Source organism: Burkholderia sp. MSMB1072, from assembly GCF_001524725.1.
In the GTDB taxonomy this organism is placed as follows: domain Bacteria; phylum Pseudomonadota; class Gammaproteobacteria; order Burkholderiales; family Burkholderiaceae; genus Burkholderia.
The window spans coordinates 38,068-61,697 of the sequence record NZ_LOYC01000005.1; the positions used below are offsets into that span (position 1 = coordinate 38,068).

General features: G+C 67.5%; 17 protein-coding genes. 9 read left to right on the forward strand and 8 right to left on the reverse strand.

Annotated elements, in window-relative coordinates; genetic code table 11:
* Positions 1 to 3 precede the first annotated feature (3 nt).
* Complete coding sequence (locus WS89_RS31555; protein WP_082741753.1) at positions 4 to 624, forward strand: type VI secretion system amidase effector protein Tae4; 621 nt, start codon at positions 4 to 6, stop codon at positions 622 to 624.
* Positions 624 to 962: a hypothetical protein gene (locus WS89_RS31560; protein ID WP_082741757.1), complete on the forward strand. Its 339-nt coding sequence runs from the start codon at positions 624 to 626 to the stop codon at positions 960 to 962. The genes WS89_RS31555 and WS89_RS31560 overlap by 1 nt, the downstream gene beginning before the upstream one ends.
* Positions 963 to 999: 37 nt before the next feature.
* On the opposite strand, the gene WS89_RS01405 is transcribed toward WS89_RS31560, so the two are convergent.
* Entirely contained in the window at positions 1,000 to 1,641 is a 642-nt protein-coding gene (locus WS89_RS01405) for an FMN-binding negative transcriptional regulator (protein WP_059789262.1), read from the reverse strand.
* A gap of 123 nt (positions 1,642 to 1,764) precedes the next feature.
* Here WS89_RS01405 and pdxR point away from each other — a divergent pair, with 123 nt between their 5' ends.
* Together pdxR and WS89_RS01415 are read left to right on the forward strand one after the other, a co-directional pair.
* Entirely contained in the window at positions 1,765 to 3,273 is a 1,509-nt protein-coding gene (gene pdxR / locus WS89_RS01410; RefSeq protein WP_059500552.1) for a MocR-like pyridoxine biosynthesis transcription factor PdxR, read from the forward strand.
* 125 nt (positions 3,274 to 3,398) lie between these two features.
* Complete coding sequence (locus WS89_RS01415) at positions 3,399 to 5,630, forward strand: penicillin-binding protein 1A (RefSeq protein WP_059789263.1); 2,232 nt, start codon at positions 3,399 to 3,401, stop codon at positions 5,628 to 5,630.
* Between the two features lie 34 nt (positions 5,631 to 5,664).
* On the opposite strand, the gene add is transcribed toward WS89_RS01415, so the two are convergent.
* Together add and WS89_RS01425 are read right to left on the reverse strand one after the other, a co-directional pair.
* Complete coding sequence (add, locus tag WS89_RS01420; RefSeq protein ID WP_059789264.1) at positions 5,665 to 6,765, reverse strand: adenosine deaminase; 1,101 nt, start codon at positions 6,763 to 6,765, stop codon at positions 5,665 to 5,667.
* Positions 6,766 to 6,810: 45 nt separating this feature from the next.
* The gene (locus WS89_RS01425) at positions 6,811 to 8,160 is read right to left on the reverse strand and encodes an NCS2 family permease (protein WP_059789265.1); all 1,350 of its coding nucleotides are present in this window, start codon (positions 8,158 to 8,160) and stop codon (positions 6,811 to 6,813) included.
* Positions 8,161 to 8,254: 94 nt separating this feature from the next.
* On the opposite strand from WS89_RS01425, the gene WS89_RS01430 reads away from it, so the two are divergent.
* A complete protein-coding gene (locus WS89_RS01430) occupies positions 8,255 to 9,163 on the forward strand; it encodes a LysR family transcriptional regulator (RefSeq protein ID WP_059500548.1) in 909 nt (302 codons plus the stop codon).
* 30 nt (positions 9,164 to 9,193) lie between these two features.
* On the opposite strand, the gene WS89_RS01435 is transcribed toward WS89_RS01430, so the two are convergent.
* From WS89_RS01435 to WS89_RS01450, 4 genes are all read right to left on the reverse strand, one after another.
* Complete coding sequence (locus WS89_RS01435) at positions 9,194 to 10,246, reverse strand: nucleoside hydrolase (RefSeq protein ID WP_059789266.1); 1,053 nt, start codon at positions 10,244 to 10,246, stop codon at positions 9,194 to 9,196.
* A gap of 10 nt (positions 10,247 to 10,256) precedes the next feature.
* Positions 10,257 to 11,369: a porin gene (locus tag WS89_RS01440; RefSeq protein ID WP_059500546.1), complete on the reverse strand. Its 1,113-nt coding sequence runs from the start codon at positions 11,367 to 11,369 to the stop codon at positions 10,257 to 10,259.
* A gap of 161 nt (positions 11,370 to 11,530) precedes the next feature.
* Positions 11,531 to 12,838: a hypothetical protein gene (locus WS89_RS01445; RefSeq protein ID WP_082741754.1), complete on the reverse strand. Its 1,308-nt coding sequence runs from the start codon at positions 12,836 to 12,838 to the stop codon at positions 11,531 to 11,533.
* Positions 12,839 to 13,230: 392 nt separating this feature from the next.
* Positions 13,231 to 14,649 (reverse strand): MFS transporter, encoded by a 1,419-nt coding sequence (locus tag WS89_RS01450; RefSeq protein WP_059789268.1) that lies wholly within the window; start codon positions 14,647 to 14,649, stop codon positions 13,231 to 13,233.
* A 428-nt stretch (positions 14,650 to 15,077) separates the two neighbouring features.
* Here WS89_RS01450 and WS89_RS01455 point away from each other — a divergent pair, with 428 nt between their 5' ends.
* Positions 15,078 to 17,540, forward strand: a complete 2,463-nt coding sequence (locus tag WS89_RS01455) for a DUF3772 domain-containing protein (RefSeq protein WP_059789269.1) — start codon at positions 15,078 to 15,080, stop codon at positions 17,538 to 17,540.
* A 139-nt stretch (positions 17,541 to 17,679) separates the two neighbouring features.
* Here WS89_RS01455 and amaB read toward each other — a convergent pair whose 3' ends face one another.
* Positions 17,680 to 19,191 carry an L-piperidine-6-carboxylate dehydrogenase gene (gene amaB, locus WS89_RS01460; RefSeq protein ID WP_059789270.1) on the reverse strand — a complete coding sequence of 504 codons (1,512 nt, stop codon included), beginning with the start codon at positions 19,189 to 19,191 and terminating at the stop codon, positions 17,680 to 17,682.
* Positions 19,192 to 19,825: 634 nt separating this feature from the next.
* Here amaB and WS89_RS01465 point away from each other — a divergent pair.
* The 3 genes from WS89_RS01465 (at position 19,826) to WS89_RS01475 (ending at position 23,590) form a co-directional block, all read left to right on the forward strand.
* A complete protein-coding gene (locus WS89_RS01465; protein ID WP_059789271.1) occupies positions 19,826 to 21,406 on the forward strand; it encodes an amino acid permease in 1,581 nt (526 codons plus the stop codon).
* Positions 21,407 to 21,541: 135 nt separating this feature from the next.
* Positions 21,542 to 22,810, forward strand: coding sequence for an NAD(P)/FAD-dependent oxidoreductase (locus WS89_RS01470; RefSeq protein ID WP_059789272.1), 1,269 nt, complete (start codon positions 21,542 to 21,544; stop codon positions 22,808 to 22,810).
* Positions 22,811 to 22,915: 105 nt separating this feature from the next.
* Positions 22,916 to 23,590, forward strand: a complete 675-nt coding sequence (locus WS89_RS01475) for a TetR family transcriptional regulator (RefSeq protein WP_034204121.1) — start codon at positions 22,916 to 22,918, stop codon at positions 23,588 to 23,590.
* The last annotated feature ends 40 nt before the right edge of the window (positions 23,591 to 23,630 follow it).

Below are 23,630 nucleotides of genomic sequence, written 5' to 3' on the forward strand. Positions count from 1 at the left end.
CCGATGCCACACACCGAGCCCACGAAAATCCGGACTACCGACACGAAAGATTCTGAGAAAGAGGTGCCATTAGCAGGAGTCGCCTTCAAAGAGCTTTGGGATAACTTCCCGTCCGGCAATCCGTACCGCGATCCGACGTATGCCAATCAATGCGCCATTCGCCTTAGCGTAACTCTGCACCGTGTCGGTATCGGAATGAAGTCGTTCAATGCAAGGAACGTCAAACCGATGTCGGGCGCAAAGACGATCGGCCGTATCTTGCTTGACGGGAAGCCCACCGCAACACGTGCTGATGAGCTGGGTGCATGGTTGCAGCTACAGCCGTTCGCAGGTCTTCCTAAAGCCGAAAACATTACTGGGAAGGATTGGGAGTCGAAGGTCAAAGGCCGCACCGGCATCATCCACTTCTCAAGATACTGGACGCGCAGTGGCGAATCGGCCGAGAACGCGAGTGGTGGCCATATAGATTTATGGAGCGGATCACGACTGACCGTCAGCAGCATACCCGGTGTTGTAGCGACGTTTGGCCGGGCCTTCGGTTTTCAGGCGTTCTTGCCTGGAACAGATTTTGGTTGGTCCGACCTCCGCAACGCTAAACAGATCCATTTTTGGGAAATCAAATGATGCGACGCTTTCTCGCCGCAGTCGCTTTCGCTATCTCTGGCTTTATCAGCGTCGTTGTATGGGCGGCGATAGACGCGCGCATATGCGCCAGTTTTGCACGATTTTGTGCACCTCACCCTGGCGAATGCGGTGGTGGTGTTGACGCATGCGCCCCCACCCTTCATTCGACTCTCTTGCTGTTTATCCATGTGTTCGGACCACCCGCCATCTTTGCAGCATTGGGTTTCGGCCTGTTCGCTCGCCGCCGTCGCCCGGAAGTCATCTTCGGATATTTTGCAATCGCCGTCTCAATACATTGGCTTTTGACATTCCTGAGCGTACGCATACTGCATATCTGATCTCAGCGACGGCCGCCCTCATCTGGCGGCCGCCCAGTTATTCGTTCTTGTAGTCGGCTTCCGCCAGCATCGCCTTCCCGATCGCGAGATTGCCGTTCGCGACCAGCGCTTCGCCCGCGCCGCGAATATCGGCCTCGGGCTTGTTCTGCCCGAGCTTGCGCTTGCCGATGAGCTGCGTGATCTTGATCTCCAGCCCGACAATCGATTGCAGCATCCCGTCCATGAAGTCCTGCGGCGCGTCGCCCATTTTCCACGGCACCGGCTGCGACGCTTCGTGCGTGCGCGTCAGCCGCGCGACCACGCCGCGCACGAACTTCTCGTCGTCGCGCGCCGTGATGCGGCCGTGCGCATGCACGACCCGGTAGTTCCACGTCGGCACCTCCCGGTGCGTCGCCTGCTTGCTCGGATACCAGCCCGGCGAGATGTATGCGTCGCCGGCACGGAAGATCGCGAGCACCTCGTCGCCGTCCGCGACGTCCTGCCAGACCGGATTCGCACGCGCGACGTGTGCGTGCAGTTCGCCCAGCCCGCCGTCGTCGTCGGGCATCAGCACGAACGGAATATGGATCGCGTCGAGCCCGTTCTTGCCGTGCGTGATCAGGCTGCCGAACGGATGCTGCACGATCAGCTCGCGCAGCGCGTCGGGGTTGGGCTCGTTGTAATCGGCAGGAATGTACATGTCGGCTCCACGGTCGTACGGGGTGGGAAATGGCGCGGGTGCTGGCCCGTCATGGTTCGATTGTGGCTGCAAACTGGTTTATCCTGTAGAGCCGGTTTAAAACAATTTCAGCAGACCAGAATCATGGCAAGAACGGCCCGGATCGTCGAAATCCCGTCGCTCGGCGCGCTCGACCGCGCAGCCGGCGACCTGAGCCGCCAGCTCGCGCAGGCGTTGCGCGACGCGGTGCGCCGCGGCGACGTCCGGCCCGGCGACGCGCTGCCTTCCACGCGGCTGCTGGCCGCGTCGCTGCAGGTGGCGCGCGGCACCGTCGTCGACGCGTATGCGCAGCTCGTCGCCGAAGGCTTTCTCGAATCGCGCGGCGGCGCGGGCACGCGGGTCGCGAACGCGCTCGCGGAGGCGGCGCCCGGCACCGAGCCCGAGCCGCCCGCCCGGCGTCGGCGCCCGGTGCGCGACGGCCTGCCCGAGCCCGCCGCCACCTTCGCGCGGATCGCCCACGAATTCAGTCCGCTGCCGGCCATGCCGTTCGCGATCTCGGTGCCGGTCGGCCTCACCGCGCCCGACGACATTTGGCGCCGGCTCGGCAATCGCCTGCGCGCCCGCGGCGCCGGCGCGCCGTCCGGCTATGCCGATCCGCAAGGCGCGCTGCCGCTGCGCGAGGCGATCGCCGACTACGTGCGCCGGTCGCGCTCGGTGCGCTGCGATGCCGGTCAGGTCGTGATCACGAGCGGCACGCAGCAGGGGCTGCATCTCGCGAGCCAGGTGCTGCTCGGCGAGAACGATCGTGCGTGGGTCGAGAATCCGGCCTATCGCGGCATCACCGCGCTGCTCGAAAGCACCGGGCGGCGCGACGCGATGGTGCGCGTGCCGGTCGACGCCGACGGCCTCGACGTCGACGCGGGCGTGCGTCTCGCGCCCGATGCGCGCGCCGCGTTCGTCACGCCGTCGCACCAGTACCCGCTCGGCATGCCGCTGAGCATGGCGCGGCGCAATGCGCTGCTCGCGTGGGCGGGCGCGCACCGCGCATGGGTCGTCGAAGACGACTACGACAGCGAATTGCGCTACGAAGGCTATCCGTTCCCGTCGCTGCAGGGCCTCGCGCCCGACCGCGTGATCTATCTCGGCACCTTCAGCAAGATCCTGTTTCCGTCGCTGCGGCTCGGCTACGTGATCGCACCCGACGATCTCGTGCCCGCGTTCTGCGGCGCGCGCGCGCTGATGGACCGCCACGCGCCGACCGCCGACCAGCACGTGCTCGCCGCGTTCATCGCCGAAGGCCATCTCGATCGCCACATCCGCCGCGTGCGCGGCGTCTATGCGGAACAGCGCGCGCTGCTGATCGACACGCTCGGCGCGCGGCTGCCGCGCGAGCGCGCGTGGGTACAGCCGGGCGACCAGGGGATGCACGTCGTGCTGTGGCTCGCGGCGGGCATCGACGATCTCGACGTGGTCGCGCGCGCCGCCCGGGCCGGCGTCGCGGTGCGTGCGGTGTCGCCGATGTTCGCGCCCGGCACGGCGCGCCCCGGGCTCGTGCTCGGCTTCGGCGGATTCGGCCGCGCGCAGATGGAAGCGGCCGCGCAGCGGCTCGCGGACGTGGTTTCGTCGGTGGAATCGCGGCCCCGCGCGCGATAAAAGGTTGGCGGCGGGCAACAAACGTAATCGTCTGTAAATCCTGCAAGCAAACGGCCGTTTCGGCGGTCGGCGCGCGGGTTCCGTTTGCTAGGATCGCGCGTCTTCGTTCCGCGCCCCCTGCCGCCTTGAATCGCTTCGTGCCGTTTCTCCGAGATGCGTGGCTCCGTTGCCGCGCCCGTGTCGCGCCGCTCGCCGCCGTGTGCCGCACGCGCGTGCGCGCACCGTGCGCCGGCGCGCTGCATCGCCTGCGCCATCCGACCCGGCGCGGCGTGGCGCTGACGCTCGCCGCGATTCCCGTGCTGGGCCTGCTGGTCCTGCTCGCGTTCGTTCCGTTCACGCCGAGCATCGGCGACATCCGCAAGGCGCGCATCGACCGCCCCGCGCGTGTGCTGTCGGCCGACGGCCAGCTGATCGCCGAATTCCGGCCCGTGAACCGCGAATGGGTGCCGCTCAAGCAGATCTCGCCGCACATGGTCGACGCGCTGATCGCGACCGAGGATCACCGCTTCTATGCGCATCACGGCATCGACTGGCGCCGCACGCTCGCGGCCGGGCTGCATACGTTCTCGGGCAGCCGCCAGGGCGGCTCGACGATCACGCAGCAGCTCGCACGCAATCTGTACCCCGACGAAGTCGGTCGCGCGCCGACGCTCACGCGCAAGATGAAGGAGCTGATCACCGCGTTCAAGATCGAATCGGTGTACAGCAAGGACGAGATTCTCGAAACCTACCTGAATACCGTGCCGTTCCTGTACAACGCTTACGGCGTCGAAATGGCCGCGCGCACCTACTTCGGCAAGTCGGCGGACCAGCTCGACATCGCGGAAAGCGCGACGCTCGTCGGGATGTTGAAGGGCAACAGTTACTACAATCCGGTGCTGAATCCGGAACGCGCGATCCAGCGGCGCAACATCGTGCTCGGCCGGATGGCGCAGATGGGCATGCTGTCGCCGCGGCAACTCGCGAAACTGCAGCACCAGCCGCTGCGCGTCGACTTCGAGCCGCAGACGGCGCAGCCGGGCCTCGCGCCGCATTTCGCGGTGCAACTGCGCAAGTGGCTGATCGCGTGGGCCGACCGCAACGACCACGATCTCTACTCGGACGGCCTCGTCGTGCGCACGACGCTCGACGCGCGACTGCAGGACATGGCCACGCAAGCGCTGACGCGGCAGACCGAACGGCTGCAGGCGATCGCCGACGGCGCGTGGCGCGGGCCGTCCGGCTGCGGGCTGCGCAACGATCTGTTCCGCGGCTTCATGCGCCAGACGCCCGAGTATCGGCAGGCACGCGACACCGGGCTCGCCGACGGGATTGCACTGAAGCAGCTCGGCGCGAATCGCGCATTCATGCGGGCGCTGTGCGAGCGCAAGACGCAGGTACAGGCCGGCTTCGTCGCGATCGATCCGCGCAACGGCGCGATCCGCGCATGGGTCGGCAGCCCCGATTTCGGCAGCGCGCCGTTCGATCACGTCGCGCAGGCGCGGCGCCAGCCGGGTTCGACCTTCAAGCCGTTCGTCTATGCGGCCGCGTTCGCGGACAGGATGCGGCCGGGCGACACGTTCGTCGACCGCCCCGTCGCGATCCCGATCGATGCGCACTCGGTGTGGCGTCCGACCGATGCGGAGCCGCCGACCGGCGAGCCGATGACGCTGCGCGACGGGCTGGCGCTGTCGCGCAACCGCATCACCGCGCAGGTCATGCAGCACGAAGGCGCCGCGAAGGTCGCGCAGCTCGCGCGCGCGATGGGCGTGCGCGACAGCCCGCTCGACGCGGTGCCGTCGCTCGCGCTCGGCACGAGCCCCGTCACGCTGAAGGAAATGGTGTCCGCGTACGGCACGATCGCGAACCGCGGCGTGTACGTCGCGCCGCAGATGATCACGCGCATCGAGGATCGCGACGGCAAGGTGCTCGCCGCGTTCGGCAGTGCGCCGCCCGAGCGTGCGTTACCGGTGGCCGCGGCACAGACGCTCGTCGACGCGATGCGCGGCGTCGTGGATTACGGCACCGGCGCCGACATCCGCTCGCGCTACGGAATTCGGATCGACGTCGCGGGCAAGACCGGCACGACGCAGGACAACACGGATGGCTGGTTCATCCTGATGCATCCGCAACTGGTGGCCGGCGCGTCGGTCGGCTTCGACGACGGCAGCGTGACGCTGCGCAGCGACTACTGGGGCGCGGGCGCGCACAGCGCGCTGCCGATCGTCGGATCGTTCTACGATGCGGCGCTGCGCGCGCATGCGATCGATCCGCACGTGCAGTTCTCGCCGGACTTCCGGCCGCGCAGCGCACCGGCGCCGAGGCGGCGTGCGGCGCAGCATTCAGGCCTGTTCGACTGGCTGCGGTTCTTCCGTTGATCGTGCCGGCGAAGGGCTGAGCCAGGAAACGCGTTCAACCCGCCGCGAGCGCTGCAGCGAGCGCATCGAACTCCGGGGACCATGCGGCACGCCACGCAGCCTTCGTTGCATCGTCGACCCACGCGCCGTCGATCCCGTTCAGCATGAACTGCTTCAAGTCGGCCACTGTGAAGCCGAAATGACTGAACATCAGTTCCCACGCCTCGCTCGGATCGACCTTGTGCAACGTCGGATCGTCGGTGTTCGGATGAATCTTCAACCCGAGGCCGGGCATCTTGCGCATCGGATGCCGCTCGGCCCATTGCTCCGGCGGCAGCGTGCGCAGATAGTACGAATTCGTCGGCACTACGGTAAACACGATCCCGCGCTCCGCGTAGCGCGCGCACAGCTCGGGATTGTCGACGATCGTATAGCCGTGATCGACACGGTCGACCTGCAGCAGATCGACGGCCGTCTCGACGTTACGCCACGGCATCCCGAATTCGCCCGCATGCGCGGTCGTGCGAAAGCCGGCCGCGCGTGCATTGCGGTACGCCTTCCAGAACAGCTCGGGCGGCCGGTCGTTCTCGCGATAGTCGATGCCGAGCCCCGCGACTTCGTCCGCGCGATTCGCCTTCATCCACTCGACGACCGCAACCGCTTCGTCGGGATCCTGCTCGCGATCGATGCTCGGAATCAGGCGCGCGCCGATTCGAAAATCGCGCGCGGCGTCGCGGATCGCGGTCACGATCGCGGCCTGCGCGTCCGCATACGCGATGCCCGATACCCGCACCGTTCCTGTCGGATTCCAGAAGAATTCCGCGTGCCGCACGTTGTGCGCGGCCGCGTCTTCCAGATACTCGTATGCGATTCGTCGCAGGTCGTCGGGTTGCGTCAGCAGATACCGGTCGAGCGCGCGCAGCACGTGCAGCACGCCGACCGGCTTCTCGCCGCGCGCGTAGAACGCGTCGATCTCCGCACGCTCGATCGGCGCGCCGCTGAGTTCGGCCAGCGCGACGAACGTATCGTGCCGCACCGCGCCGAGCAGGTGGCAATGCAGCTCGACCTTCGGCAACGCGTGGAAGAAGGCCCGATGGGCCGGCGTGATCTCGATGCCCGTGCGCGTGGCCGGGACGTTGCCTGGTGTTCCCTTCATGTCAGTCTCTTTTGCGGTAGTGCGATGCGTCGCGCAAGCCGTCTCTCAGTGCGGCTTCACGACGGTCCAGAAGTAATAGCCGAGCGGGATCGCGAGTACGACGAGCCCCCACGACACGTCGCGCCAGCGGCCGGCCAGCAGCTTGACGAGCACGTAGCACAGCAGCCCGCCGGCAATGCCGGTGCCGAAGCTGTTCGACATCAGCGTGAGCAGTACCATCGACATCACGGGCAGCGCATCGGTGAAGTCGTCGAAATGCGTATGACGGATCGTCGCGAACATCGACAGCCCGATCAGGATCAGCGCCGGCGCGGTCGCCTCCTTCGGGATCGCGAGCGCGACCGGCACGAACAGCAACATCGCGGCGAACAGCACGGCCGCCGCCAGCGACGACAGCCCGCTGCGGCCGCCGGCTTCGACGCCTGCAGCCGATTCGATCAGCGCGGTCAGCGCCGGAATGCCGAACACGGGCCCGAGCGTCGCGGCGAGCGAATCGACGAGGAACGGCCGGTTGATGTTCGGCAGGTTGCCCTGTTCGTCGAGCAGGTTCGCCTTCGCGCCGACCGCGAGCGCGGTGCCGAGCGTCGAGAAGAATTCCGCCGCGAAGAACGCGAACAGGTACGGCGCGGCGGCCAGGCTCAACGCGCTGCCGATATCGAGCTTGAACGCGATCGGCGCGATGCTGTGCGGCAGCGACACGAACGACGCCGGCAGATGCGTGACGCCGAGCGGCACGCCGGCCGCGGCCGCGACGAGGATCGCGATCAGGATCGCGCCGGGCACCTTGCGCGCCTGCAGCACGATCGCCGTCGCGAGACCGATCAGCGCGACGAGCGCGCCCGGCCGCGAGAAGTCGCCGAGCGCGAACGCGTTGGTCTTCGCGTTCGCGACGACCATCCCCGCATTGCGCAGCCCGAGCATCGTGACGAACAGCCCGATCGACGCGCCGAGGCCGAGCTTGATCTGCACCGGAATCAGCCGCACCACGACGCCGCGCGCGCCGAGGATCGTCAGCAGGAAGAACAGCACGCCCGACACGCACGCGATGCCGAGGCCCGTCTGCCAGCCGACGTGCTCGGTCGTCGCGAGCGTCACGCCGATGATCACCGAGCCGCCGATGCCGGGGCCGACGAGGAACGGCAGGTTCGCGTACAGCCCCATCAGCGTGGTGAACAGCACGAACACGACGATCGTCGCGGTCGTCGCCGCGCCGCGCTCCATCCCGCCCGTCGCCAGCAGCGACGGGATCACGACGAGCAGGTACGCGGCCGCGAGGAACGACGTGACGCCCGCGATCGTCTCGGTGCGCACGCTCGTGCCGCGCGCGGCGAGCGCGAAGCGGCGTTCGAGCCAGTTGGCCGGCGCGCGCGCCGGCATCGTGTCAGTCGCTGACATGGTGGTTCTCCTGTGATTCCGAATATTGTCCCGTGTCGGTTCGTGCAGCGCGGCCTTATACTGCCGCGTACCGCATCCCGACCGTTATTGCCCGATGTCCGACCGCTCGTCGCTGCTCCCCGCGCTCACGCTGCGGCAGGTCCAGCACTTCGTCGTCCTTGCGCATGCACGCAGCTTCACTCAAGCCGCGCAGGCGCTGTCGCTCACGCAGCCGGCGCTCACCGCGTCGATCCGCCAGATCGAGTTCCTGCTCGGCGGCCGCCTGTTCGCACGCACCGCCCATCGACTCACGCTGACCACTGCCGGCGAAGCCGTGCTACCGCTCGCCGAACGCCTGCTCAACCAGGCGCGCGGCACCTTCGACGACATGACGCGGCTCATCGGCGAACGCATCCAGACCGTGCGCATCGCGTTCATTCCGTCGGTCGCGGGCCGCCTGCTGCCCGCGCTCAACGCATTGCGCGGCACGCATCCGACGTTGCGCTTCACGCTCACCGATTTGCCGAACAGCGCGCTCGTCGAAGCGGTGCGCGACGGCGTCGCGGATCTCGGCATCGGCGTGCGCGAACCGGACACCGACGACGGCACGCTGCGCTACCGACAGTTGTTCGAGGACGAGATCGTGATCGTCGTGCGGCACGACGATCCGCTCGCCCGCGCGAAGAGCGTCACGTGGGCGAAGCTCGTCGATCGCGAACTCGCTGTGTTCGTGCGCGGCAGCGTCAGCGAATCGCTGCATCGCACCGGCGGCGCCGGGAAGCTGCGCCTGAACGTCACGTACCGGATGGAATACACCGAGCCGCTCTACGCGCTCGCACGCAACGGCCTCGCGATCGCCGTGCTGCCGAGCCTCTACACGATGCATCTGCACGATCCCGAACTCGTCGCACTACGCGTCGACAAACCGCGCGTCACGCGCGCGATCTCGCTGATCTCGCTCGCTGCCGACGATCGCGGCCCGCACGTGCGCGCGTGCCGCGAATGGATTGCGAAGCACATCTGATGCCGCGTTCGCCGCGCTTGCCGAGCGCGCTCAGGGCAGCTTCGCGATGCGCGCGACGAGCGTCGCGTAGAAGCGGTCCGCGTCGACCTCGTTGATCCACGTCGCGTTCGCCGCACGGCCGCTGCGCCCGTTCCAGTCGACGATCGTCTCGCCGAGCGTCCACTGCCCGGTCGTCTCGACCACCACGTTCACCTTGCGTCCGCCGAACAGCGTCGGATCGACGAGATAGCCGACGGCCGTCGGGTCGTACATCGGCGCGTCGTCGATCCCGCGCCGCTTCCTGTTGTATGCGAGCTCCGCCTCCATGATGTCCGCGACGATCGCGCCGCAGCGGTTGCCGAGCGCGCGGAACGGTGCGACGCGCGCCGGCGTGATCGGCGCCTTCACCGCGACGTCGCGCGGCAGCACGACGATCGGCACGCCGCTGCCGAACACGACGTCGGCCGCCTGCGGATCGACGTAGACGTTGAACTCGGCGGCCGGCGTGATGTTGCCGCGCTCGAAGAACGCGCCGCCCATCAGCACGATATCGCGCAGCGCGGCGCGAATCTGCGGCGCTTCGACCAGCGCGGTCGCGATGTTCGTCAGCGGGCCGAGCGCGCACAGCGTCACGCTGTTGGGCGCCGCGCGGCTCAGCGTATCGACGAGGTACGACACCGCGTGACCGGCGGCGAGCGGTGCGCGCGGCGCGTGCAGTTCGACGCCTTCGAGCCCCGTCTTGCCGTGCACGTTCGCGGCCGTCACGAGCTCGCGAACGAGCGGGCGCGGGCAGCCCGCATACACCGGAAGCGTCGTCGTGCGGCCGGCCCAGTCGCGGATGATCCGCGCATTGCGTTCGGTCAGGTCGAGCGGCACGTTGCCCGCCACGGCCGTCAGCGCGCGCACGTCGAGCCGGTCCTGCGCGCCGAGCGCGAACAGGATCGCGATGGCGTCGTCCTGCCCCGGATCGGTATCGATGATCACCGTGCGGCGCGCGGCAGCGTCGCCGGCCGCGAATGCGCCCGTTTCGGGCAGCAGCGCGGTGCCGGCCAGCGCGGCGGACAGTTTCAGGAAGGTGCGGCGGGATGCGATCGGATGGCTCATGGTCGGGTGCTCAGAAGACGTGCCGGACGCCGAGCGTCGCCATCATCTGGCGCGTGCCGGTCGAACGCGCATACGCGAAGATCTGCGCATGATCCGCGTCGCCGGCCGCCTGTTGCGCGATCACCGTCAGCGCGACGTCGGTGCGTTTGGACAGGAAGTAGTCGGCCTGCAGGTTCACCTGATGCCATTTCGGACGCTTGTCGATCACGTCGTACTTGCCGTTCGTGAACGCATACGCGGCGCCCAGAAAGAGCTGCGGCGTCATCGTGTAGACGACGTTCACGCCGAGGTTCTGCAGGTGCAGGTGCGAATTGTCGAGGTAATCGTAGCGCACGTCGGTGAACATCGCGGCGAACTGCGCGCGGCCGATCGTGTAGAAGCCGCCCGTGCCCGCGATCCGCTGCCGGCTCGCATACGCGGCCGGCGTCATCGCGCTCTTGCTGAAGATCAGCAGCGGCGACGCGTAGTCGTTCGCGATCGCGCCGTCCTGGTTCGTCGCGCTGTAAGGATGGTTGTACTGCGCATAGACCGCGCTCCAGCGCAGCGGGCCGCGTTCGTAGCCGAGCCCGAAGCTGTACGCGCTGTTGTTCGCGAAACCGGTCGCATTGCTGAAGCCGTACAGCGCGGTGAACTTCAGCCCGTAGTAGACGGGGCTCACGTACTTCACCGAGTTCTGCACGCGAATGTCGTTGTAGCCGTTGTCGTTGTCGCCGATGTTCACGCCGTTGCTCGCGATGATCACGGGCCCGATGTAGTCGTGGATCGCGTCGTACTGGCGACCGAACGTCAGCGAGCCGTAAGTGCGGTCGGCCAGGCCGACGTACGCCATGCGCCCGAACTCGCGGCCGTTCTGTGCGGCCGTGCCCGTCATCACGTTGAAGCCGTTCTCGAGCTGGAACACCGCGGACAGCCCTTGCCCGAGATCCTCCTTGCCCTTCAGCCCCCAGCGCGGGTTCTGGTTCGTGCCGGACAGCGCCTGCCACGCGTTCTTGCCGCCCTGGTTCGTCGCGAACCCGACACCGGCCGAGATGAGACCGTACAGTGTGATGCTGCTTTGCGCACAGGCATGGGTCGCGAAGGCGCCGAGCATCGCGAGCGGAGCGAGCTTGTAGAGAGTTTTCATGCGGGTCGTGTGGTCGGTGGTGGTCCAGGCGCGGCAGGGTTCCGCGAAACTGGACTCGACTATACGAACCCGGATCGGATCATAAAAGTTTGCTTTCTTTATATCTCGATAAAACAGATTTATTCTCATCCTTGCGCCGCCCGCGTTCGGCGCACCGGCGCTCAGTCCGCCGTGTCGCCACCCTTCGGCAGCTTCGACCATGCGCCGCGCCCCGGCATCGGCGACCACGCCGGGCGGGTCTTGCGGGCGCTGTCGATCACGACCAGATAGCGGCCCGCGATCGGCGTGACGTCGCGATCGCGACGCAGCACCCACAGCGACTTGCCGGCCTCCACGCGAGCCTGGTAATCGTCGTCGAGCAGGCCGTGCCGGTCGAGGAACGTGTTCAGCGACGCGGGAATCCGCACGCACCCCTTCGAGTGCCGGATGCCGAGCAGCGCCTCGAGCCGGTCGGGATCGGTCGCATGCATCTGGAAGCGCATCGGCGACACGCCGCCCTTGCCCCAGCCGCGCTCGCCGTCCACCCAGCCGAAGTCGTAGATGCGCATGTCGCGGCGCCCGTAGCCGCGAATGCCGTTCTCGTTCGTCGTCCCTTCCGCGCGAAAATCCATCGTGTCGGGCGAGTGATGAAACACGCCGAGCGGCGTCAGGAAATGGTCGTACTGGCCCGGCAAGCCGGTGCCGACCGGCGATGCGCCGATCATCAGCCACGCATTGGCCGGCGTCGCGCGGAAATAGATGAACAGCGCCTGCACGTTCGGCGCACGGTCGACCATCGCGACGTATTCGCCTGCGAGATCGCCGAGATCCGCATCGGCGAGCGCTTGCTGGAGCCGCTCGCCATACGCGCGCTGCTCGCTCGCCGGCACGTTCAGGCGTCGCGTGACTTCCTGCGTGAAACGCTTGCGCATGTCGAGCGCGCGCGTCGTCGCGTTCTGCGCCTCCTCGGCCGACAACGGCGGATGCCGGCGCGGCGGAGTGGGTGGAGCCGGCTCGGCCTCGCTGGCAGGCGTGCCGGATGCGGCCGACGCAGGCGCGGTGGCCGACGCGGCGGATGCAGCCGACGCACCCGATGCCGCGCTCGCGGGTTCCGCGCGATTCACGTGATTCGCTTGTGACGCGGCGGATGTCGGCGCGGCGGCCGATGCGCCCGACGCTGCCTGCGCGGACGAAGCGGGATGCGTGAGAGAGGCCGCCGATGCAGGCGACGCACCGGATGACGATTGCACGGCCGACGACGGCGCGTCGGGCGCGGCAAAGGCAGGCCGTTCGGCGAGAACGGAAATCGACACCGTCGCAGCGAGCCACACATATGCGGCGACTGCGCGGTGACGGCAACGCGGCTTTGCAAATTGCCGCGCCAGGTGGGCAAGAATCATACGTTCGAAGCCATCGGCCGATCCGGCCGCCGCAGCGTGCTGTTGCGAGCGGCGCATCTTCCGCGCAAGCCATCGACACGTCCGGCGCATCGCATGCGCCCGGCGCCGACGCCTCTTCGCGGCGGAGCCGTTCGCCGATGCAACGCGGGCGCTCCGATGGCGGCTAATGAGTCGTCAGGCCCTTCATTTTACTCGTCCATATGCGAATCGGCTGCGATGGAAATCGCGAATTCACGGCGAAATTGCGCTTCGTCACGCTTTGTTTCAACTCGTTTCCGCTTGCGTATTCGTAGCGTGGCAGGCTCGTGTGTTGACGTTTCGTCTGTGGCCGAGCGCGTGCGAGATCGAGCCGGTTCGATCGCACTTCCCAGTTGATTCGCACAACAAAGTAACTTGGCGACCGGACGGCCCAAACCGGAAACCTGTGACCGCCTCGCACGCATGCCGCAACGAACCGTGCGACACGCGTGCGCACCTGCCCACTACTTCGAGATGGTTTCGAGCGCGATGCCCTTCGTGCGCGGCCCCATCCAACCGATTGCCGCCATCACGATCACCATCGCGCCCGCGATGAACGCGAACACGCCGAACGTGCCGAAACCGCGCAGCACGGCCGCGATCACGAACGACGAGAAGATCGCCGAGAAGCGGCTCCACGAATAGACGAAGCCGACGGCGCGCGCGCGAATCGACGTCGGGAACAACTCGGCCTGGTACGCGTGGAAGCTGTACGACATGATGTTGCTCGCCAGCGTGAGGCCGATGCCGAGCACGATCAGGAAAGCACCCACCTTCGTCTGGCTGAACAGCAGCCCGCAGACGACGATCGCCGCCGCCATCGCGACGATCACCGACTTGCGCTCGAAGCGGTCGGCGATCGCGAGACCGATCAGCGGGCCAATCGGCGCCGCGAGCGCGATCACGCTCGAATACATCAGGCTCGACGTGATCGTGATGCCCTGCTTGATCAGCAGCGTCGGCACCCAGTTCGCGAAGCCGTAGAAGCCGACCGTCTGGAACACGTTGAAGATCGTCATCATGATCGTGCGGCTGCGATACGGCGGCACCCACATGTCGCGGAAGCTGCCGCGCGGCGGGACGGGTTCGGCCGGTGCCGGCGGCGGCAGCGGCCGGCCGTATTCGGCTTCCACCTTCGCCTCGAGCGCGCACATGATGCGGTCGGCTTCGTCGACCCGGCCCTGCTGCGCGAGCCAGCGCGGGCTTTCCGGCAGTTCGCGGCGAATCCACCACACGAACAGCGCGCCATGCGCGCCGATCAGCACGACCCAGCGCCAGCCGTCGAGGCCGAACGGTGCGTGCGGCACGAGCAGGTAAGCGAGGAACGCGACCACCGGCACCGCGACGAACCCCACCGCCTGCTCGCACGCGAACGCGCGGCCGCGAATCTGCTTCGGCACGAGTTCGGAGATGTACGTGCCGATCGTCACCATCTCGACGCCGAGGCCGAGACCGACGACGAAGCGCCAGAAGTTCAGCCCCGCCGCGGTGTCCTGGAACGCCATCACGATGTTGGCGGCCGTGTACCACAGCAGCGACCACGTGAAGATCGCGCGGCGGCCGAAGCGGTCGGCGAGAAAGCCGCACGCGATCGTGCCGATGAAGAGCCCGGAGAACAGCGCGGCGATGAAGCTCGCGACGCCGGTGGTGCCGAACAGGCCGTGCGTGGTCGCGGAAAGGATGCCGCTTTTCACGAGGCCCGGCGCGATGTAGCCGCTGTACAGCAGGTCGTAGAGTTCGAAGAAGAAGCCGAGGCTCAGCAGCACCACGAGCTTCCAGACGCTGCGCGTCGGCGGCAGGCGGTCGAGGCGGGCCGAAATGGAACCGGGGTCGATGGAGGGGGATTGGGCAGGTGCCTGGCAAAGGCTGTCCGTTGAGGCCATCTTGGGCGCGTCTCCTGATCGTGTCGTGTTGTGCGTCGTCCGCCGAACCGCCGCCGGGCGGATCGCTGCATTGTACCGGCACGCCCGTTTGACGCATGGGCAAGGCAGCCGGCCGGACGCGTTCCAGGCGCCGAAACAATCCGATGCCCCATTTTCCCGCCTGATAATGTGTAACTTGCGTAACCGTGTGTCGGGCACGGAAAGCGCGTCCGCGCGGCGCTCCGGTGCCATCGGCCACGCGCGCGGGCCGGTAACGACGGGGTTGCCGCGCTGTTTCGCGCAGGCACGCGCCGCCGGTATCGCCGCGGACGACGAGACGCAATCGGTACAACCACGCGCTCCGCGCCCCGGTAACATGCTAGCGGGCCAACTACCGGCTTCCGGCTGCCTTTCGGCAACCGGCATTGTCGGCAAATCGTAAGCATTCCATGTCCATACAACGACTATCCACGTACGCCCGCCGGATCGCGCTGATCGCGCTGCTGCAGTTCGCGGCCATCGCGACCGCGTCGGCATTCCCGGCCGCCGCTTCCGCTCCCGTCGCGAGCGGCGTCGGCGCATCCGTGCCGGCCATCTCGCTGCCCGACGCCGTCGCCCAGCTCAAACAGATGCAGGCGGAGCTGGACCGCATCAAGCAGCAGACCTCGACCACGTCCAACAGCAAGGAGCTGGACGCGCTCGACGATTCGGCGCAGGAACTGAGCACCGATGTCGCGAAACTGCAGAGCGATCTCACGCCGCAACGCGCGCAGGTCCAGGCGCAACTCGACGTGCTCGGCCCGCCGCCGGCCGAGGGCGCCGCACCGGAAACGGCAGCCGTCGCGAAGCAGCGGGCCGCGCTCGACGCGCGCAAGACCCAGATCGACGCCGCGCTGAAGCAGGCCGCCGACCAGAAGGCGAGCCTCGCGAACCTGACCGAGCAGTTCGCGAAGCTGCACCGCAGCCTGCTGAAGAACCAGCTCGCGTTCCGTTCGGGCAGCATCTTCAGCGCGCAGTTCTGGCTGCCGCTGTTCCACCTGGCGCCGGACGATCGCCAGCGGCTCGATGATTTCAACGGCGAACTGTTCGACATGCTGCATTCGTCGTGGGTCCCCGGGCAACGGGCGATCACCACGCTGCTGCTGATCGCCGCATTCGCCGCATGGCTCGGCGGCCGCCGGCTCATCGAGCGCGGGCTCGCGTGGATCGCGCTGAACCGTCTGCCGCCCACCCGCTTGCGCCGCAGTGCGCTCGCGCTGTCGACCGCGCTGTCGACCTTCCTCGCGACGGCCATCGCGATTCAGATTTTCTACCTCGCCGTCGCGCGCCACTACGAACTCACGCCGTCGCTGTCCGATCTGTGGGACCAGTTCGCGAAACTCGCCGCAACCTGCGCGTTGATCGCCGGGCTCGGCCGCGCCCTGCTCTGCACGAAGCATCCGTCGTGGCGACTGCCTGCGCTCGCCGACCCGGTCGCGCTCGCGATGAAGCCGTTCCCCAGCATCCTGGCCGCGCTGCTGCTGGTGTCGGGCACGCTCGAATCGATCAACCGGATCGTCGATACCAGCCTGTCGGTCACGCTGCTCGGCCGCGGCATCGTATCGCTCGTCGTCGCGCTGACGGTCGGCGCATCGCTGCTGCGCGCGAACCGCGCGCGCAGCGCACTCGCGGCGGCAGGCGAGGCACCCGAGCAACGCTCGACGCTCGCCGGCCTGATCCATGCCGGCGTCACGCTCGCGATCGTCGCTTCGTTGATCGCGCTCCTGATCGGTTACATCACGGTCGCGCGCTTCATCACGTACGAGCTCGTGTGGTTCGAGATCGTGCTGTGCGCGACCTACATCCTGATCCAGTTGACGCGCGACGCGAGCGAAAGCCTGTTCTCGTCGAGCCTGTCGTCGGGCCAGCAGATCAAGCATCTGTTCGCGCTCGAAGACCGCCACCTCGACCAGGCGCGCACGGTCCTGTCCGGCTTCGGCACGAGCCTGCTGATGCTGATCGCGGCGATCGCGCTGCTGACCGGCGGCTTCGGCACCACGCCGAGCGACCTGCTCGACAGCGCGGTCGCGATGATCGGCAGCCAGCGGCTGCAGAGCCTGAACATCATGCCCGACCGGATCATGAACGCCGTGATCGGCTTCGCGATCGGCTTGTACCTGCTGCGCTCGCTGCGCCGCTGGCTCGACGGCGAGTTCATGCCCGCGCTCGGCATGGATACGGGCATGCGCGTGTCGCTGATCACGCTGTTCACCAACGTCGGCTACGTGTTGCTCGTGCTGATGACGCTCGGGCTGCTCGGCGTCAGGTGGAACAATCTCGCGTGGATCGTCAGCGCGTTGTCGGTGGGGATCGGCTTCGGCCTGCAGGAAATCGTGAAGAACTTCGTGTCGGGGCTGATCCTGCTGACCGAGCGCCCGGTGAAGGTGGGCGACATGGTCAGCATCGCGGGCGTCGAAGGCGATATTCGCCGCATCAACGTGCGCGCGACCGAGATCCAGCTGAGCGACCGCTCGACCGTGATCGTGCCGAACTCGCAACTGATCTCGCAGAACGTGCGCAACGTGACGATGGGCAACAGCACGCAGGGCGTCGCGACGCTGGTGCTGACGTTCCCGCTGAACACCGATCCCGAGCAGGTGCGCGACCTGCTGCTCGATGCGTATCGCGAGCACCAGGCAATTCTCGAGAAGCCAGCGCCGTCGGTGACGTTCAGCCAGCTTACGCCGGACGGGATCACGCTGAGCGTGACGGGTTACGTGTCGAGCCCGCGAATCGCGAGTTCGACGAAGAGCGATCTGCTGTTCGAGATCCTCAAGCAGTTGCGGGCGGCGGGGATTACGTTGTCGAGCCCGCAGATGCTGGTGGTGCAGAACATGCCGGCGAACGATGGTTCCACGCGGCACGAATCGTAAGTCGACCATCGAGCGGGTACGCTCGCGATCGATCGGCGCGCCGCGCGCCACGCAGTAAGCGAAATGGGCCGGTTACCGCTTCCACGGCAACCGGCCCATTTCATTCGACCGTCGAAGCGCCCAAGCAGGGCGCCTGCACTTATACGTCGAACTTCACCCCCTGCGCCAACGGCAACTGCCGGCTGTAGTTAATCGTATTCGTCGCGCGACGCATATAAGCCTTCCACGCATCCGAACCCGACTCGCGCCCGCCGCCCGTTTCCTTCTCGCCGCCGAACGCGCCGCCGATTTCCGCGCCGCTCGTGCCGATGTTCACGTTGACGATCCCGCAATCGCTGCCGGCGGCCGACATGAACTGCTCGGCCTCGCGCATGTCATTCGTGAAGATCGCCGACGACAGCCCCTGCGGCACCGCGTTGTGCACGGCAATCGCGTCGTCGAAGTCGTCGTAGACCATCACGTACAGAATCGGCGCGAACGTCTCACGCTCGACCACCGCCGTTTGCTTCGGCATCCGCACGATGGCCGGACGCACGTAGTACGCATCCGCGTGACCGACGTCCACGCGCTCGCCGCCCTTCACTTCGCCGCCCTGCTCGCGCGCGTCGGCCAGCGCCTTCTGCATCGCGTCGAACGACGCACGATCGACCAGCGGGCCGACCAGCGTGCCTTCCTCGAGCGGGTTGCCGACCTTCACCGACGCATACGCCTTCTCGATGCGCGGCAGCAGTTGCTCGACGAGGCTGCGATGCACGATCAGGCGGCGCAGCGTCGTGCAGCGCTGGCCGGCCGTACCGACCGCCGCGAACGTGACCGCGCGCACGACGAGGTCGAGATCCGCGCTCGGCGCGACGATCATCCCGTTGTTGCCGCCGAGTTCGAGGATGCCGCGTGCAAGGCGCTGGCTCAGCACCTTCGCGACTTCCTGGCCCATCCGCACGCTGCCCGTCGCGCTGACGACCGGCACCTTCTTCGACGCCGTCAGCACCTCGCCGACATCGCGCATGCCGAGCACCAGTTGGCTCAACTCGGCCGGTGCGACGCCCGGATGCGTCTTCTCAAACTCGCGCAGCGCCTTCTGAAGCAGCACGTGACACGCGATCGCGGTGAGCGGCGTCTTCTCGGACGGCTTCCACACGACCGAATCGCCGCACACGAACGCGAGCGCCGCATTCCACGCCCACACCGCGACCGGGAAGTTGAACGCCGAAATCACGCCGCACACGCCGATCGGATGCCACGTTTCCATCATCCGGTGGCCCGGACGCTCGGACGCGATCGTGAGACCGTAAAGCTGGCGCGACAGGCCGACCGCGAAATCGCAGATGTCGATCATTTCCTGCACTTCACCGAGGCCTTCCGACGTGATCTTGCCGGCTTCGAGGGTGACGAGGCGGCCGAGCTCGGCCTTGTGCTCGCGCAGCACGTTGCCGAACACGCGCACGAGTTCGCCGCGCACCGGCGCCGGCACCGTGCGCCACTTGAGGAATGCGTCGTGCGCGGCGTCGATCTTGCGTTCTGCGTCGGCGGGCGAATCGACCGCCAGCGTCGCGAGCGTCGCGCCGTCGAGCGGCGAACGCGCGGTCAGCGCGTTGCCCTTCCACTGGGCGAGATCGATGTCGAGCGCGGCAAGAATGTCGTTGAATTGCATCACTTCCTCTTCAGGGACAGATTGATCGGTGCGGCGGCAGCGCCGCCCGCGTGATTCGATTGGAGCGCGTTCGAGCGCCTCGTGCAAGCGGATGCGCCGCGCGGCGGGCCCGGTGCGCCATCCGGCGCATCGCGCTGCGCCGTCGCCGGAAAGCCAGGCCGGACGGCACGCCCCAGCCTCGCGAGGCACGATCCATGAAACGCATTGTCGATGGCCACAAGTCGGGCCGCTATTGATATTAACTCACGACTTCATTCCAAAAACGCAAGAAGTAAGCAGGCCCGCCATCCCTGTTTCCGTACCGATATGGGACGTTTCCCAAGCCCGTAACCGGGCGCTCGGATGCGTTTCGACACGACACAAGTTGATGACCATCTCGCATCACCCTGTTCGGAAATATCGTTTGCCGCCGGTGCACCGGGCACACACAATCGGTGCGACGTCGAGGTGCAACGCACCCGGCGCGCCGCCGGCCGCCACCACAGCAGCCGGACGACCGACGAAGGCGACACGCACCACGGCCCGGCTCAGCGGGTCCGTTCCGCACCGCATCACCGCTACCCGGCCGCGGCCGGCAACGCGTCGCGCTTCGTCACCGAAAAAACAATCCCGGAGACAGCGCCCAGCGCACGCCATGCATTCAGATGCCCGCCCCGATTCGTCCCGTCCGTCCGGCTCGCCGCCCGCGAAGCCGTCCCTCCACCGCGCGTTGCAGGCCCGCCATCTACGGATGATCGCGATCGGCGGCTCGATCGGCACGGGGCTGTTCGTCGCATCCGGCGCGTCGATCTCGCAGGCCGGCCCCGGCGGCGCGATGCTCGCGTACATGGTGATCGGCCTGATGGTCTACTTCCTGATGACGAGCCTCGGCGAAATGGCCGCGTTCATGCCGGTGTCCGGGTCGTTCGCAACCTACGGCGCGAAGTTCGTCGACGAAGGCTTCGGCTTCGCGCTCGGCTGGAACTACTGGTACAGCTGGGCCGTGACGCTGGCGGTGGAGCTCGTCGCCGCGCAGCTCGTGATGCACTACTGGTTTCCGGACGTGCCGGGCGTGTGGTGGAGCGCACTGTTCCTCACGCTGATCTTCACGCTCAACGCGCTGTCGGTACGCGGCTTCGGCGAAGCCGAATACTGGTTCGCGTTGGTCAAGGTGCTGACGGTGCTCGCGTTCGTCGGCGTCGGCCTGCTGATGATCTTCGGGATCATGCAGGGCGGCCCGAGCGCCGGCTGGGGCAACTTCACGATCGGCGACGCGCCGTTCGTCGGCGGCTGGGCCACGATGCTCGGCGTCGCGATGATCGCGGGCTTCTCGTTCCAGGGCACCGAAATGATCGGCGTCGCGGCCGGCGAATCGGAAAATCCGCGCACGACGATTCCGCGCGCGGTGCGCCAGATCTTCTGGCGCATCCTGCTGTTCTACGTGTTCGCGATCTTCGTGATCGGCGTGCTGGTTCCGTACACCGATCCGAGCCTGCTGAAGAGCGACGTGACCGATATCGGCGTGAGCCCGTTTACGCTCGTGTTCCGCCACGCGGGCCTCGCGTTCGCGGCCGGCGTGATGAACGCGGTGATCCTGACGGCCGTGCTGTCGGCCGGCAACTCGGGCATGTATGCGTCGACACGGATGCTCTACAACCTCGCGGTCGAAGGCCGCGCGCCGAAGGTGTTCGCGAAGCTGTCGCCGGGCGGCGTGCCGCGCAACGCGCTGTATGCGACCACCGCCGTCGGCGCGCTGTGCTTCCTCACGTCGCTGTACGGCGACAAGACCGTCTACCTGTGGCTGCTGAACACGTCGGGCATGGCCGGCTTCATCACGTGGCTCGGCATCGCGGTCAGCCACTACCGGTTCCGCAAGGGCTTCCTGAAACAGGGCTACCGGCTCGACCAGTTGCCGTATCGCTCGAAGTGGTTCCCGTTCGGTCCGCTGTTCGCGTTCGCCCTGTGCGCGGTCGTCGCGCTCGGCCAGGACTACCGCGCGTTCCTCGCCGACAAGATCGACTGGACGGGCGTCGCCGCGACCTACATCGGCCTGCCGTTCTTCCTCGCGATCTGGCTCGGCTACGCGCTGGTGCGTAAGTGCCGTCTGGTGCGCTACGAGGACATGGAAATCGCGCCGTGGATCGACCGCAACGCGACACCCGACGCCGTCGAAAAGGCCGACGCCGGCTATCCGGCCTACGTCGCCCGGCCGGTCAACCCGACGCCGGGCGCCTGACGCCCGGTGACGCGCAGGCGGCCGCCCGATCGCGGCGGCCGCTGCGCTGAAAACCCCATTCGACGCGGCGCGCGCGTTCAGGCAAGATCGACGCCCGCCGTCCGTTTTTCCGCCGCCACGAATCACCGAAAACGCATGCAGAACTTCTACGAAGCCACCGTTACCCGCCAGCCCTACCCGCAACTGACCGGCACGACCGATACGCAGGTCTGCATCGTCGGCGGCGGCCTCGCCGGCCTGTGCACGGCGCTCGGCCTAGTCGAGCGCGGCGTGCGCGACGTCGTCGTGCTCGACAGCGAACGGGTCGGCTTCGGCGCGTCGGGCCGCAACGGCGGCTTCGTGTTCGGCGGCTACAGTCTCGACAACGCCGACCTGCTGCGCACGCTCGGCCGCGACGAAGGGCGCCGGCTGTACCGGCTCACCGTCGATGCGGTCGACCTGATCCGCGCGCGCATCGCCCGCTACGGGATCGACTGCGACATCGTCGACGAAGGCGTGATGCTCGCGAACTGGTTCGACGATCCGTCGCGACTCGACGGTGTGCGCACGCTGATGAAAAACGAGCTCGGCGTCGAGTGGGAACCCGTCCCGACCGGCGCGCTGCGCGAGCGGCTGAAGACGCAGCGCTATTACGGCGGCCTGTTCGAGCCGAACGCGTTCCACTTCCACCCGCTCAAGTACGTGCTCGGCGTCGCGGCGGCCGCCTCGCGCGGCGGTGCGCGCGTGTACGAGCGTTCGGCCGCGCTGGGCATCGCGCGCGACGGCGCCGGGTACGTCGTGCGCACGGCGCAGGGCGCGGTACGCGCCAAGGACGTCGTGTTCGCCGGCGGCGGCTACGCGCGCGGCGTGTCGCCGCGCATCGAGCGCGCGGTGCTGCCGATCGCGACCTACGTGATCGCGACCGAACCGCTCGGCACGCGCCTGCCCGACGCGATCGACGCGCCGTACGCGATCTACGACACGCGTTTCGCGTTCGACTACTACCGTCCGCTGAAGGACACGCGGATCCTGTGGGGCGGCCGGATCTCCGTGCTCGACCGCGGCCCCGACGCGATCGCGCGCCTGCTGCGGCGCGACCTGCTGCGCGTGTATCCGCAACTGGAAGGCGTGAAGGTCGACTATGCGTGGGGCGGGTTGATGAGCTACGCACGGCACAAGATGCCGCAGATCGGCCGCGACGCGGACGGCGTGTGGCACGCGATCGCTTTCGGCGGCCACGGGATGGCGCCGACCACGGTGGCCGGCGAGGCGCTCGCCGCCGCGCTGGCCGAAGGCCGGCCGGTGCCGGACGGCTTCGCCGCGTTCGGGCTCACGCGCACGTTCGGCCTGGCCGGCCTCGCCGCCGCGCAGCTCACGTATACGGCGTACCAGGCCCGCGACGCGCTCGCGTCCTGCCGCCGCTGAGCGCCCGCGGCCGCCTTGCCGATTAGAGCGGAAGGTCGGCCGGGCGGGCATTTCCCACATGCTAGAATGGCTTTTCCAAGCCGCCGCGAACCACAACAAAGTCACATGAAAGCAGGAAGCAAGGCCGCCACGTCCGACACCCGCGCGCTTGCGTCCGACGCGCGGCGCAAATACGATCCCGAGCAAACCAAGCGCAACATCCTCGACGTCGCCACGCAGGAATTCTCCGCGATGGGCCTCGCCGGTGCGCGCGTCGACGCGATCGCGGAGCGGACGAACACGACGAAGCGGATGCTCTACTACTACTTCGAAAGCAAGGAAGGCCTGTACGAGGCCGTGCTGGAGAAGGTGTACGGCGACATCCGCGCGCTCGAGCAGGAACTGCACGTCGGCGACATGGAGCCGCGCGAAGGCATGCGCCGTCTCGTCGAATTCACGTTCGACTATCACGACAAGCATCGCGATTTCGTCCGTCTCGTGTCGATCGAGAACATCCACGGCGCGAAATACGTCGAACAGCTCAAGTCGTTCAAGAACCGCAACGTCAGCATCATCAAGACGCTCGAGGAACTGCTCGAGCGCGGCGCGGCCAGCGGCGCGTTCCGCAAGGACATCGACGCGTTCGACCTGCACCTGCTGATCAGCTCGTTCTGCTTCCATCGCGTGTCGAACCGCTACACGTTCGGTGCCGCGTTCGGCCGCGATCCGTCGGCGCCGCGCCTGCGCGCGCGGCATCGCGACACGATCGCCGACGCGGTGCTCCGCTACGTCGCCGCGTAAGCGGCGCCATCAGCCGGCCGGGGCGCGACACGTCCGCGCC